We start from the raw sequence: 12,386 nt of genomic DNA, 5'->3' as shown, positions 1-12,386 counted from the left end.
TGGAGGGCAAAGCGGCGAATGCTCATCTGTCGATGGGATAGGGTGCTGAAGCCGCTAAAGTCAAAAGGCCTTGAAAGGGATGGCTGTAAGAGCGGAACCATAAGCAGCCATTACCTCAGAAACGGATATACACACCAACCAATCCCCAAAAAAAACGATGAACGATCGGCCCCAACGCAAACACATGAGATCAAGCACAGAAAGGATCAACTAGCTGACGACCTGAACACACCGCATAATCCATCTACCCCCATCCACCCGAAGGGTCGCTGAAGATGACAGTCATCCATAAGGCCGCTCAGATAGGATACTCAGCAGAAGCCAGCACCTATACCCAAGGGCGCCCAGACTACCCAAGCGAAATACAGGCATGGCTCAGCAGCGCACTGGAAATCAGCCCAGGATCGACAGTCGTTGAGTTAGGAGCCGGTACCGGTAAATTTACTCGCCTGCTGGATTCAATGGCGATCAATGCCATCGCCATCGAACCGGTCGAGGCGATGCGAATCGAGTTTGCCAAGCACCTGCCGGACACCAGGATTCTGGAGGGAACGGCCGAATCCATTCCCCTCGAGGCAGGGACGGCGCAGGCGCTCGTATGCGCCCAGGCCTTCCACTGGTTCGCGAATGAAACCGCGCTCCAGGAAATTCACCGAGTACTCAAACCGGGCGGCCGGCTCGGCTTGATCTGGAACGTGCGTGATGAGTCCGTGGACTGGGTGGCCGACATCACTAAAATCATCACCCCCTTCGAAGGCGATACCCCACGCTTTCATACTGGAAACTGGCGACATCCCTTCAACGGACGTTACTTCTCGCAGCCCGAACTGACCTGTTTCAGTTACACCCACGCAGGCAGCCCCGAGACGGTCATCCTGGATCGCTTTCTGTCCGTGAGTTTTATTGCAGCACTGCCTGACGCAGAGAAGAAACGGGTAGCGGATCAACTACTGGCCTTGATTCAGACCCATCCGGCTCTGCGCGGACGCAAGCACATTGAGTTCCCTTATCAGACCCACGCTTATTCATGTCGCCGCCTGGATTGAATCACGACGCCATGAACCCAGCAGGAACTCGTACCTGACGCCCTCAAAATGCTGGCATCATGCCTTTTTCCGTGCACTCATGGAGTGACTGTGACGAATCTAAGTGCCGCCCCTGAGTTTGCAACCGCCGCCACTTTACCGCCCTACCGCTTCTTTCCCCGGATCGGGATGTTTGTACTTGCGACCCTGATAGTCTTTCTGGCTGCAGTGCCCGAAGTCCTTTTCATACCCGCAGACATGCAGGCCTACCTGACGTTCACCACCACCTCAGGTATCACCGCGCTCGCTCTCCTCGCCCTCTTCGCCCTGCAGTACCGCTCCGATGCGCGCACGCAATGGCGCGGTCATTACATAGGCAAACTCCTGCAGTGGGGCGCGCTTGGCATCGTGGGCTCCTACCTGTTTTTCGGGGTCGCCATATTCGTGCTGGGGCTGCCGCGAGAAGTGTTCATGGCCCAACTCCTGGACGGGCTCAACAATTGGCAGGCCACGATCAAGATCGCCTCGCTGATCGTGTTGCCACCCATCGCTGAAGAGCTATTTTTCCGCCATTACATGCTCCGGCTGTTCCCCTATGAGAACAGCCGTACCTGGACATGGATCGCGATCATCGTCACGTCAGCCATCTTCGCCGGCATGCACATCCAATACGGGAACTGGATAACCGTCGTGCTGATCTTCTCCTGTGGGGGTGTATTCGCCATTGCAAGAGTGGTCAGCGGTGGCTTGCTGGTGCCAGTGCTCCTGCATTCGCTGGCCGAAATGGTTGCGCTGAGCACTGACAAGTCTTTCTCGCTGATGGGGCTTTACGGTTGAATCAGGCAAAGGCGCAAACGTCAGCACCTCAAACAAGGGCAACCATGACCTCTCACGCAGCGTGCCTCGGACTGTCTGCCTTGACGCTCGCCTTCCTGAGTGGGCCCGTCCAGGCCTCGACGTGGCAGATCTGCCACCTGGAGCTACGTATCGTCGAGGTCTTGAAACAACCCTACCCGCAGCTTCAGGCGCAGATCGTGAAAGTCAGGCCGAAGTCCGCCTCGGTGGAGTGCCCAGCGCAAGGCTCATCGCTCACCTTCACCCCGGAAACCCCGGACTACCAAGCCACGCTCCCCCGCCGGCAATGGCCCGGCAAAGGACAGTCGGTACGGGTGGACTACCGCTACCTGGATGGCATCTGTAAAGGTGACGGCAACTCGTATGCGTGTCGTATCAAACACTACCCGGTGGTGGGTCGATAATCAGGCGGCTGGAGACACTGGCATTTAGCTGATGGCCTCAATGCGGCTCAAGCCAACAGCTCCGTGATCCAGCGAGCCTGCCGGGCGATGTCCTGCAGCTTCTCTTGCGGCACGGTTTGCCGTGCCTTGGCGAAACTGGTGAGGGTCTTTTGTTTCTGGCGCAGCAGGCGTTGCCACTTGGCCAGGAAAACCGGGGTTCGCGCTTGCATCTGCAGCGGGCCGAAGTACAGCTCCTCGGCGGTGTACGTCACTGGCCCGGCGCGCTCGGCGACGATGATCTCGTAGTAGAAGCGGTTTTCCCGCAGCACTTCCTCGCAAAGGATGCGGTAGTCGTTTTCCATCAGCCACTGGCGCAGCGGTTGTTCGCCGCCGTTGGGTTGTAGAATCAGCCGCTCCTGACCGCTCAACCGCGCTTTGCCGCTGTCCAGGATGTCGCGGATCGTCTCACCGCCCATGCCGCAGAGGCTGATCGCCGTGATCCCGTCTTCCGGCTCGATTGCCGCCAGGCCATTGGCCAGGCGCACGCTGATCCGCCGTTCCAGGCCATTCTCGACCACGGTGCGTTCGGCGGCGCGCAACGGCGTCAACGCCACCTCGCCGGCCACCGCCATCGCAATCACACCACGGCGCAGCAAGGCCACCGGCAGGTAAGCGTGATCCGAGCCGATATCGGCCAAGTGCGCACCTGCCGGCATATGCGCCGCCACGCGCTCCAGGCGCATGGACAATGTCTGTTCGTTCAACTGCAGTTCCCTGGGTTAATCGTAGAACGGCTCGACCGCCGTCCGACTGCCGACAAAGAAGCTGTCCGCGACCAACCGCAGTGGCTGCAGGTCCATGTCGCTGGTCTTGTCGTTGATCAGTTGCTGAAAATGCCGATACACCGCAGCGTACTCGCCCTCCTCGGAGACGGCCTGGCGCACGCCGTCGATGCTCAACAGCGCACCGCCGTTGTCCAGGCGCAGGACACCTTCGGCGCAGCGAATCTCGATGCTCCAGAGCTCGTCATGGCCATGGTCGAAATCGAACTCCGCCCGGATATCGAGGTGGCGCGCATCGGCCATCTTGATGCTGGCGGCAATCGGCGACTGGCAGTTGTCCGGCACACGCAACTCGGCGGCCTCCACGAACAATGGCAGCGCCAACAGATGGGTCGCAATCGACAACGCGTTGATGCCGGGATCGAAGACCCCCAGGCCGCCGGGCTGCCAGATCCACGCCTGGCCGGGGTGCCACTTGCGCACGTCTTCCTTCCAGTCGATCTGCACGCTGTGCAAGGTGCGACTGGCCAGCCAGTCACGGGCGGCAGCGATGCCCGGGGCGTAACGCGAATGCCAGGCGAACAGGCCGCTGACGCCTTGCTCGCGAACCTGCTCCACCAAGGCCATGGCTTCACCCAGCGTGGCGCACGGTGGCTTTTCCACCAGGACGTGTTTACCGGCCGCCAGCGCCTGTTGCACCAGGGCGAATCGACCTTGTGGCGGTGTGCAAAACGCAATCGCATCGACCTGCGGACCGTTTTCGAGCAACTCGCCCAGGGATCGGAAGTTCTCCACCCCGGCGCAGGGCTGCCCTTGCGTGGCGACCGCCACCAGTTGGAACGCGGGGTTGGCGTGGATGGCTGGAACGTGTTGATCCTGGGCAATCTTGCCGTAGCCCACCAGGCCGAGACGAATCGGTTGCATCGATGACTCCTGTTTTTTTGTATTTGTGATCGGGCAGCAAACTAGACGCAAATCGCCTGGCGGACAATGGGGGCCGTACAGTATCTACCCGATTGCCCTGCACTGCGCCGCTAAGGCATCAACTACGCAGTTGCTCACGGACACTCGTCACGACGTTGGTCACCCGGCCGTAGAAGGGCTCCAGCCGCTCACGTGGCGCATCGTGCTCCACCACCAGGGCGGCGACCTCCTCACAAGAAACCACCTGATAATGAGCAACGCTGGACAGCTTTTCGTTGGTCACCGCTGTAATCACTTGCCCACTTGCCGCCACCACTGCGCGCTTGAACTCTGCGTCCTCCAGGCCGAATGCCGTGACCCCATTGTCTGGATCGATGGCGCAGGCCCCCAGAAAACACACGTCATAACTGAACTGGCGCAATTGCTCCACCGCCGTCAGCCCGATCACACCACCGGCGATTGGGTTCAAGCGCCCACCCAGAAGGATGACTTCGGCACGGGGCAGTTTCATCAACTGCACCGCAATCAACGGAGAATTGGTGGAGAGGGTCAACTGAAGGCTCGGATCGATGGCACCTGCAATCGCCAGGTTCGTCGACCCGGCATCGATGAACACGTGCTGGCCCGCGCGCAGCAAAGCAGCGGCCGCTTGGCCGAGGCTGCCCTTGCGTGCCGGGTCTTTACGCACGCGAACATCCAGCGACCCTTCGGCAGCCGGCACAAGTATCGCGCCGCCATAAACGCGCTTGCATAACCCCGCCGCTGCCAATACCCCCAGGTCACGCCGGATCGAGTGTTCGGACACATTGAATTCGCTGGCCAGGTCAGCCGCGATCACCCGGCCATACCGGGCGAGACGCTGGCTGATCAATTGCTGGCGTTCGCCGGGGAACGCTTCATGGGGAGAAGTCATGGGATACAACCTGCATAAACGAGCACTAATGATCATCAACGAGCAGATAGTGCCGGTTATGCAGCGAAGCGTCAAACCCGCTCATTCCAGCGGGCGCCTGCACAATCAATTGCTCAAGCGCTCTGTGGGACATTCGTGCCCATGCCCAATGGCAGGAAGGGTCGAATTTCCTCGATTTCCTCGGCGCTGAGGCGCAGCTGCGCGCCGGCAATCAGCCCATCGACCTGCCCGCGGCAACGGGCTCCGACGATGGCACCGGTCACCACCGGCTTGCGCAGCACCCAGGCGATGGCGACTGCCGCCGCACTGACCCCGTGCCGTTCGCCGATACCGGCCAAGACCTCGACCAGCGCCAGGTTCGCGCTCAAGCGAGGCTCCTGGAAGTCCGCGCTTCGCGCCTTGCGCCAATCGTCGTCGGGCAATTGGGCGATACGTTCGCGCGTCATGCTGCCGGAAAGCAGCCCCGATTGGAGAGTGGAATAGGCCAAGACACCCATTTCCGCCTGCTCGCAAAATGGCAGGACGTCTTCCTCGATGTCCCGCATCAAGGCGGAATATGGCGGCTGAAGTGAAACGATCTCGGTCACCGCCCGGGCCCGCTTGAGCTGCGCGACATCGAAATTGGAGACGCCAATAGCGCGAATTTTCCCCTGTTCACGGGCGGTGGCCAACGCCGAAAGCGCCCTCTCGAGCCCTTCGCTGCTGCCGTCGGCAGGAAAGGCCGGCCAGTGGATCTGATAAAGGTCGATGGTTTCGACTTGCAGTCGGCGCAAGCTTGCCTCGACCTCGGCGAGCAACGATCGAGGTGCCAACGAATGTGAGATTGCCTTGGTGACCGGGTCCCAGATCAAGCTGCCCTTGGTGAACACCAATGGGCGCTGCGAAGCCGGCAGCCTCCGCAACAGCTGCCCGACCAACTGCTCGGCATGGCCCAAACCATAAACCGCCGCCGTATCGACCCAGTTCACCCCGCATTCAACGGCATACTCAAGAGCACCGAGGCTGTCCTCGTCGTCCTGCGCACCCCAGCTGTATTCCCAGCCGGTGCCAGCAATGGCCCAGGTTCCCAGGCCAATGGGTGAAATCAGGAAGTCCGATGATCCAAGACGATTCTTTTGCATAGCGAGTTCTCCACAGATGATGTGGGCAGTATCCGTGAGGGATCTCATGACGATAAGATGGGTAATCGTATTTGAACTACTGAACCGTATTCATGAATCAGCACCCCGATCTTTCCGAGCTGGATGCCTTTGCCGCCGTCGCGCGCCATCGCAGCTTTCGCAAGGCCGCCGACGAGCGTGGCGTTTCGGCCTCGGCATTGAGCCACGCCATGCGAGCCCTGGAAGCACGTCTGGGTGTCAGGCTGCTCAACCGCACCACGCGCAGCGTTACCCCGACCGAGGCCGGCCACCAGCTATTGGCAACGCTGGCCCCTACCCTGCAGCAGGTCGCCGAAGCCTTGACCCAATTGACCTCGCTGCAAGACGTGCCTGCGGGCAAGCTTCGCCTCAACGTGGCGCGTCCGGCGGCACGCGCGGTATTTGCAAAAGTGCTCGCGCCGTTTGTGGCCAGGTATCCTCGCATTCAACTGGACCTGGTCACTGATGACGGCTTGACCGATATCGTCAACGGTGGCTTTGACGCCGGCGTGCGCTTTGGCGAAAGCCTGGCCGGCGACATGATCGCCGTCCCTGTCGGCCCCCCACAATCGTTCGTGACCGTAGCCGCGCCAAACTACCTGGCCACGAAGGGGATCGCCCAGGCTCCACGGGACTTGCTTGACCATGCCTGCATCGCCCGGCGTTTTCCCAGCGGCAAACTCTACGCTTGGGAGTATCAGGCAGAGGGGCAACCGATCCGGTTGTCCGTCACCGGCCCGCTCATTCTTGAAGACGATGCGCTGATGATCCAGGCAGCCAAAGATGGCGCCGGAATTGCCTACGTCTACGAGGAGCTGGCGCGCGACGACCTTCGCAATGGGCATCTCACGGAACTGCTCGCGCAATGGAAAGCGCCGCCAAGCCGGTTTTTTCTCTATTACCCCAGCCGACGCCATGTGCCACCGGCCCTGAAAGCGCTCATCGAGTTCATCCGGGCGGACGATTGGCTAACCTGAAACCGGCAGGCAAAAATGGCCAGTTGGGGCCAGCCCATCGTTGACCTACTCAACGAGGATCAGAGCGCTTTTTGATGGGTTCGTCATGTTCCCGACTCCCGATCGAAAGGCTTGGGTTGATTGATCGCTGCGGCTAAGCGGCAGCGATCAGCGCGCCTTGTTGGCGCAGATGCGTTTGGAATCGATCAGCATAGTCTTCGACAACGGCATCCCTTACGCTGGAGCGCGCCTCAAGCGCTTCACGCCAAGCCGAAATGCGCGGAAGGCCGTCGAAAATCTGGTGTGCGACAGTTGCGTCGATACTCTCGAAGTAACGGAAAAGCGGAGCATAAACCGCATCAACCATTCCAAAGGCCGAGCCATCGAAGAACGGCCCCACGCCTATTTCTGACTCCAGTTTGCCGAGCCGTTCGCGAAATGCGGTGCGCTTGGCATCTGCGGTCGCAGAGTCACGAGCGTGGAGAAACTGCCAGGCTTCAGCTTGCGTCTGCGACGCGAACTCGATCCACGCCCGATTCCGTGCGCGAGCTAACGCATCAATCGGGTACATCGGCGCGCCGCCTTGGGTTTCGTCGAGGTACTCGCAGATGACCATGCTTTCGAATAGGATCGCGTCTTGCGCATTGTCCTGGCGCACCTTGAGCACCGGGACCTTGCCGGTTGGCGAAATTGCCAGGAACCAGTCTGGCTTGGCTGATAGATCGACATTTATCCGATCGAATTGGATGCCCTTTTCAAGAAGCACAATCGCGGCGCGCTGTACGAATGGGCATAGTGGGTGGCTTATTAACGTAAGAGCGTTCATTGCTTTTAGTGGCTCTGAAGGGTTTATCAAGCGAAAACAGCGGCAGAGGTTTCCCCGCGTACCGCTGTTTGCACAGTCTGGATTGGACTCGTTCGTCGCTAAGTGCTGAGGCGGGCGTTCAGTATCTGATTAACTCAGCCCAGGCGATGTTGCACTCGCGCAATTCTTGAGCTGCGCCCTTAGCCATTCAGCAGGCGGCCGCCGTCAAGGACGATTTCAGAGCCGACCGTCCAGCGCGACTCGTCGGATGCCAGATACAGCACGGCCTTGGCCACCTCGTCGGAGGTACCGAAGCGCCCAAGCGGAATGGTTGCCGCGATCTCTTTGTTAAGTTGCTCGCGATAGGCTTCCGGAATACCGAGCTTGTCGTAAAGCGGCGTCTCGACGGGGCCAGGGCTCACTGCGTTGACACGGATGCCACGGCCCAGCAATTCGGTCGAGAGCGTCTTCGACATGTTCAGCAATGCGGCCTTCGTTGCGGCATACACGGACGAGCGATCTGCGCCTGCATGCGCGCTTACGGAAGTGGTCAACACGACGGAAGCAGGATTTGCGAAGACCGGCAACAGCGCCTGCATCAGGAAGTACGGCCCTTTGACGTTGATGTCGAAAGAACGGTCGAACATCTCTTCCGTCCATTGCTCAATGGGCTGCCAGACGGATACGCCGGCATTGAGGAAGGCAACGTCGAGTTGGCCGTAGTGTTCCTTGATGACTTGGGCCAGCTCCTTTTGTGCTGCGACGCTGGCCGAGTCGGCGCGCAGCACCGGCACTTCCGGGCCCAATTCGGCCTGGGCCTTTGCAATCGAATCGGGGTTGACACCCGTTACGATCACGCGAGCCCCCTCCGCGAGGAACTGCTTTGCCGTTTCCAGCCCGATGCCACTGGTGCCGCCAGTGATGAGCGTACGTTTACCCTGCAAGCGCGACATTTGAATTCTCCGGTGAATGACCACTGCGGTCGACATGGAGAAATATGCGCTCATGCCTCGTATAGGATAAGACCACCTATTCGCATATGATTCATGCAAATCAGGCATGAATCGAGGTGGAGAAGTGGACCGATTTCTTTTGATGACATGCTTCGCGCGTGCTGTAGAAACTGGGAGCTTTTCGGCGGCAGGGCGCGATCTAGGGTTGGGGCAACCCAATGTAAGCCGCTATGTAGCGGCTCTGGAGGATCATTTGCAGACGCGCTTGCTCCACCGGTCTACGCGCAAGCTATCCTTGACGCCGGAGGGCGAACGCTACTATGCGGACATCCGGCGCATCCTGGATGCGGTGGATGAATCCGAATCGTCCTTCAGGAACAACGTCGAGCCATCGGGACTTTTGCGCGTAGCCTGTCCGACAGCGCTCGCACACGCGTTTGTGCTGCCGCATGTGCCGGCTTTTTTGGAGCGCTACCCTCAATTGAACCTGGATCTGCAACTCAACGATCGATACGTAGACCTGGTCAATGAAGGCACCGAACTCGCCATCCGCATAGGACACCTGGAGGACAGCGCCCTGCGCGCCCGGCCTCTTGGGTGGTACGACCGGGTCTTCGTCGCCAGCAAGGACTACTTGGCCAAACGTGGAGTACCGCAGACCCCGGATGATCTACGCGACCACGATTGCATCATCTACACCTTGCTGTCGTCCGGGGCGACCTGGCGATTCCGGGACGCGGACATTCCGATTAGCGGCAGGCTCAGGGTCAACTCGCCCGACGCTGTGAGTGCGGCGGTCGCCGCAGGCCTGGGCGTGGCGCATGGACCTGCGTGGCTGTTTGAGGGCGGGCTGGACAGCGGGAAATTACAGTTCATTCTCACCAACCATGCGGCTCCCCCTGTCCCCGTGCAGATGGTTTATGTCGCCAATAGACTGCTCCCCACGCGGGCTATCGTGTTCATGGATTTTATGGCTGACGTGTTTTCAAGGATTCCAGCCTTGAACGGCAGCTCCCCCTTGCCGACGCTATAAGACAAAACGTGCCCCCTCATGCTCTTGCCGATCGCCGCGCGGGTGCGCGATGCCGGTCACGGCGGATGCGCTGTCCGGGCCGAAATACCGGGCTGGAGTCATCGTCAAACAAAAAAAGCCCCGCGACCGAGGACGGTGCGGGGCAAGGGAATTGGTTGGTTGCGGCCAACCAAAGGAGCACAGTGAAAAACGTTTACGGCCGGTCAGATGCATTCCTGTGCGGCGCGTTCGAAACTCGAAGGCAGGAGGTTGGAGGCCAGCAAATGTCGCTCGTAGATGAAGACCTTGCCGCCGCTGCCGGCCTTGTAGGCTTCCAGCACGTTGTCCGCCGAGACTTTGCTCGGCACCACGATGCGGTAGCTGCGCTGGGTCTGCGAGACCATCGGGTTCAAGGCACTGCCCTGCAATTTCGGTACGACGCATTCAGCGTATTGGGCCGGCGTCTTGCTGGTCTGCAAGGTCAGGGTCGGATCGTTCGGCGCCGAGGCACAACCGGCCAGCAACAACGGGGAAAACGCCAGGGGAAGCAAAAATAAAGGGCGCATGGGTGGGGTCCTGAAAATAAAAATAATGGGCTGCGTGTTCGATGGCGCTGATTTTCCAATGATTGCCGGCAAAGCAGAACTTGCATTTCGTAATGGTCACTATTACTCCTAGCAATAGTTGCAAGCCGAGAAAGATTGATGAGATATAGCCATGAGAACGTTTGATCTGATTCGCGACGCGGTATTGCCCGACTTCCGTGAGCGGGTGGCTGATTACCTGATCCAGTACGAAAGCGTGCTACTGAGCAGCACCGAACCCGACCCGGAGCTCAGGCGCGCCACGGCCAATCAACTGCGCGGTTATTTGCGCGGGTTGAACACCACTCGGGTACTGGGCATGGCGGATTGGGAGGAGCTGGATCGGCGGGTGGTGAATACATGGCTTTAGCGCCCGGCCAGTGACAGGCCGGACTTCCAGGAATGGGTTCGATTCATTGTGGCGAGGGAGCTTGCTCCCGCTGGGCTGCGCAGCAGTCCTCTTGCGGCCGCGGCCCAACGCAGGCTTGCGCCCGGTCCACCAGCCGTTGCACCCACGCGGCATCCTGATCATTGATCACCCCATAGCGGTTCGGCGGTAGAAAATTCCAGTGATGAGCGGCCTCTTCCAGGCGCTTGAGCTCATCGGCGGACAGCCAGTACGGCGTCTGCACCAATGGCATCGGTGCACCGTCGAAACGTCGGCCCAACTGCAGGTTCGTGCCGGGGGCGAAAGCGATCGCCAGTTGCTGGCGGGGTTGCAGGAGCTTGTTCGGTGCGGGCATTTGCCCTACTCGCCCGTAGCTGAAGTCGCCCGAAAACTGCTCTTTGAGCACCAGCCAATGCCCCGCCGCGGTCTTGGCCAGAATCCATTGCGATGTACCGCTGTCTTGCAGGCACTTCAACTGGCCGTCGGTCCATTGCATGAGGGTGTTGCAGTCCGGGTCATAGTCGTTGGACCACAGGCTGATGCCGGAGACCAGGGTATGGTGTTCGAGTTCGACCAGCCCTTGATCGGGCATCGATTGCCAAAATCGCTTGGTCGGGTCGCGCTTATCGCGCAAGTAGTTATGCAGGACCCAGGCAGCCATGAACAACAAGGTGGCGAGCACAAGCCAGCCAAGGGAATCCCCGATGATTCGGTCAAGGTCGACGCCTGGGGCGGATAACCCTTGATAGACCAGCAGCCCCAGCAGAAACGCGATGCCCGGCAGCACCGGGCCCAGGCACAGAGGCGGCACCAGCACCATGATCCAGCTGAAGCGATGCATGGTCGCACGCTCCCGCGCCCAGGCCAGCTCCTGCTCCAGCATCGGCACCCGCTCCCTTGGGCCGATGCCAGGGTCGGGGGTCTGGAAGCGCATGTACAGGGTGTAGGTGTCATCGCTCATGGATCGGATCATGCCCTTGAAGTCATCATGGTCGAGCAACCCTCCGGGTCGCCCCTTGACGCTGGAACACGCGTATTATCCGGGTAACCAGGCGCCATGTAGACACCCATTCATGTCCATCTCCCAAACTCGCCCCACACCCGCGCCCTTGCTCGAGCCAGGCGAGACAGTGGTCCTGTTCGACGGCGTTTGTAAACTGTGCAATGGCTGGGCGAAATTCCTGATCCGCCATGACCACGCCCGACGCGTGCGGTTGGCCTCCGTACAGTCGCCAGAAGGACAAGCCTTGCTTGCCTGGGCGGGCCTGCCCCTGCATCAATTCGACACCATGGCCGTGGTTCGCGATCAGCATTACTGGGTGCGTTCGGATGCGATTTTTGAAGTCGTAGCCCTATTACCCTGGGCCTGGCGCCTGGTGAAACTGCTGCGTTACGTCCCCCGCAGGCTGCGGGACTGGGCCTACGATCGCATTGCCCTGAATCGATACCAACTATTTGGCAAATACGACGTGTGCCTTTTGCCGAACGCGGATCATGAGCGGCGTTTTTTGAAGATTCCCACGCCTGGGACCTACCCGGCGGAACGGATCGATATTTAGCCCAGCAAATAAACGGGGCCGCTTCGCGCCCCAGCGGGAGCAAGCTCCCTCGCCACAAGAGCGGTTCGGCAGTGGGTCAGTTCATCAGGAGCAGAGCTGTTTTTTTGT

Annotated in this window: 15 protein-coding genes; 7 read left to right on the top strand and 8 right to left on the bottom strand. The window is 60.0% G+C overall.

Translation table 11 applies throughout. The features are described 5' to 3' along the window. Positions 1-275 precede the first annotated feature (275 nt). The 3 genes from BM300_RS26645 (at position 276) to BM300_RS26635 (ending at position 2,284) form a co-directional block, all read left to right on the top strand. Entirely contained in the window at positions 276-1,046 is a 771-nt protein-coding gene (locus BM300_RS26645) for a class I SAM-dependent methyltransferase (RefSeq protein WP_092464456.1), read from the top strand. Positions 1,047-1,136: 90 nt separating this feature from the next. Continuing rightward, positions 1,137-1,862 carry a CPBP family intramembrane glutamic endopeptidase gene (locus tag BM300_RS26640; RefSeq protein ID WP_256575863.1) on the top strand — a complete coding sequence of 242 codons (726 nt, stop codon included), beginning with the start codon at positions 1,137-1,139 and terminating at the stop codon, positions 1,860-1,862. A gap of 44 nt (positions 1,863-1,906) precedes the next feature. After that, the gene (locus tag BM300_RS26635) at positions 1,907-2,284 is read left to right on the top strand and encodes a hypothetical protein (protein ID WP_092141526.1); all 378 of its coding nucleotides are present in this window, start codon (positions 1,907-1,909) and stop codon (positions 2,282-2,284) included. Between the two features lie 47 nt (positions 2,285-2,331). Here BM300_RS26635 and BM300_RS26630 read toward each other — a convergent pair whose 3' ends face one another. From BM300_RS26630 to BM300_RS26615, 4 genes are all read right to left on the bottom strand, one after another. After that, positions 2,332-3,027 (bottom strand): tRNA (adenine(22)-N(1))-methyltransferase, encoded by a 696-nt coding sequence (locus BM300_RS26630; protein WP_092464454.1) that lies wholly within the window; start codon positions 3,025-3,027, stop codon positions 2,332-2,334. Between the two features lie 15 nt (positions 3,028-3,042). After that, positions 3,043-3,969 (bottom strand): Gfo/Idh/MocA family protein, encoded by a 927-nt coding sequence (locus BM300_RS26625; RefSeq protein WP_092464452.1) that lies wholly within the window; start codon positions 3,967-3,969, stop codon positions 3,043-3,045. Positions 3,970-4,087: 118 nt separating this feature from the next. Beyond that, entirely contained in the window at positions 4,088-4,882 is a 795-nt protein-coding gene (locus BM300_RS26620; RefSeq protein WP_092344935.1) for a DeoR/GlpR family DNA-binding transcription regulator, read from the bottom strand. 113 nt (positions 4,883-4,995) lie between these two features. Continuing rightward, positions 4,996-6,003, bottom strand: coding sequence for an aldo/keto reductase (locus BM300_RS26615; protein ID WP_092344933.1), 1,008 nt, complete (start codon positions 6,001-6,003; stop codon positions 4,996-4,998). Positions 6,004-6,095: 92 nt separating this feature from the next. Here BM300_RS26615 and BM300_RS26610 point away from each other — a divergent pair, with 92 nt between their 5' ends. Beyond that, positions 6,096-6,998, top strand: a complete 903-nt coding sequence (locus BM300_RS26610; protein ID WP_092464450.1) for a LysR family transcriptional regulator — start codon at positions 6,096-6,098, stop codon at positions 6,996-6,998. A 133-nt stretch (positions 6,999-7,131) separates the two neighbouring features. Here the strand turns inward: BM300_RS26610 and BM300_RS26605 are convergent, their stop codons facing one another. Beyond that, positions 7,132-7,803, bottom strand: a complete 672-nt coding sequence (locus BM300_RS26605) for a glutathione S-transferase family protein (RefSeq protein ID WP_092464448.1) — start codon at positions 7,801-7,803, stop codon at positions 7,132-7,134. Between the two features lie 179 nt (positions 7,804-7,982). Beyond that, positions 7,983-8,735 (bottom strand): SDR family oxidoreductase, encoded by a 753-nt coding sequence (locus BM300_RS26600; RefSeq protein WP_092464446.1) that lies wholly within the window; start codon positions 8,733-8,735, stop codon positions 7,983-7,985. Positions 8,736-8,859: 124 nt separating this feature from the next. On the opposite strand from BM300_RS26600, the gene BM300_RS26595 reads away from it, so the two are divergent. Beyond that, the gene (locus BM300_RS26595) at positions 8,860-9,768 is read left to right on the top strand and encodes a LysR family transcriptional regulator (protein WP_092464444.1); all 909 of its coding nucleotides are present in this window, start codon (positions 8,860-8,862) and stop codon (positions 9,766-9,768) included. Between the two features lie 203 nt (positions 9,769-9,971). Here BM300_RS26595 and BM300_RS26590 read toward each other — a convergent pair whose 3' ends face one another. Then, positions 9,972-10,313 (bottom strand): YajG family lipoprotein, encoded by a 342-nt coding sequence (locus BM300_RS26590; protein ID WP_072344635.1) that lies wholly within the window; start codon positions 10,311-10,313, stop codon positions 9,972-9,974. 151 nt (positions 10,314-10,464) lie between these two features. On the opposite strand from BM300_RS26590, the gene BM300_RS26585 reads away from it, so the two are divergent. Continuing rightward, positions 10,465-10,701: a hypothetical protein gene (locus BM300_RS26585; protein WP_003201330.1), complete on the top strand. Its 237-nt coding sequence runs from the start codon at positions 10,465-10,467 to the stop codon at positions 10,699-10,701. A 43-nt stretch (positions 10,702-10,744) separates the two neighbouring features. Here the strand turns inward: BM300_RS26585 and BM300_RS26580 are convergent, their stop codons facing one another. Next, on the bottom strand, positions 10,745-11,680 hold the full coding sequence (locus BM300_RS26580; RefSeq protein WP_092464442.1) for a hypothetical protein: 936 nt from the start codon (positions 11,678-11,680) through the stop codon (positions 10,745-10,747). Between the two features lie 112 nt (positions 11,681-11,792). Here BM300_RS26580 and BM300_RS26575 point away from each other — a divergent pair, with 112 nt between their 5' ends. Continuing rightward, entirely contained in the window at positions 11,793-12,278 is a 486-nt protein-coding gene (locus BM300_RS26575) for a thiol-disulfide oxidoreductase DCC family protein (protein ID WP_092222024.1), read from the top strand. Positions 12,279-12,386 lie beyond the last annotated feature (108 nt).

Source organism: Pseudomonas sp. NFACC46-3 (genome assembly GCF_900114515.1).
In the GTDB taxonomy this organism is placed as follows: domain Bacteria; phylum Pseudomonadota; class Gammaproteobacteria; order Pseudomonadales; family Pseudomonadaceae; genus Aquipseudomonas; species Aquipseudomonas fluorescens_Q.
Note: the sequence above shows the minus strand (reverse complement) of the source record. Positions and strands in the feature narration are given on the sequence as shown.

Coding starts and splice junctions, on each gene's coding strand:
- BM300_RS26590 (WP_072344635.1), bottom strand. CDS start 10,313: ATGCGCCCTTTATTTTTGCTTCCCCTGGCGTTTTCCCCGTTGTTGCTG.
- BM300_RS26615 (WP_092344933.1), bottom strand. CDS start 6,003: ATGCAAAAGAATCGTCTTGGATCATCGGACTTCCTGATTTCACCCATT.
- BM300_RS26585 (WP_003201330.1), top strand. CDS start 10,465: ATGAGAACGTTTGATCTGATTCGCGACGCGGTATTGCCCGACTTCCGT.
- BM300_RS26645 (WP_092464456.1), top strand. CDS start 276: ATGACAGTCATCCATAAGGCCGCTCAGATAGGATACTCAGCAGAAGCC.
- BM300_RS26600 (WP_092464446.1), bottom strand. CDS start 8,735: ATGTCGCGCTTGCAGGGTAAACGTACGCTCATCACTGGCGGCACCAGT.
- BM300_RS26625 (WP_092464452.1), bottom strand. CDS start 3,969: ATGCAACCGATTCGTCTCGGCCTGGTGGGCTACGGCAAGATTGCCCAG.
- BM300_RS26610 (WP_092464450.1), top strand. CDS start 6,096: ATGAATCAGCACCCCGATCTTTCCGAGCTGGATGCCTTTGCCGCCGTC.
- BM300_RS26575 (WP_092222024.1), top strand. CDS start 11,793: ATGTCCATCTCCCAAACTCGCCCCACACCCGCGCCCTTGCTCGAGCCA.
- BM300_RS26605 (WP_092464448.1), bottom strand. CDS start 7,803: ATGAACGCTCTTACGTTAATAAGCCACCCACTATGCCCATTCGTACAG.
- BM300_RS26635 (WP_092141526.1), top strand. CDS start 1,907: ATGACCTCTCACGCAGCGTGCCTCGGACTGTCTGCCTTGACGCTCGCC.
- BM300_RS26620 (WP_092344935.1), bottom strand. CDS start 4,882: ATGACTTCTCCCCATGAAGCGTTCCCCGGCGAACGCCAGCAATTGATC.
- BM300_RS26580 (WP_092464442.1), bottom strand. CDS start 11,680: ATGAGCGATGACACCTACACCCTGTACATGCGCTTCCAGACCCCCGAC.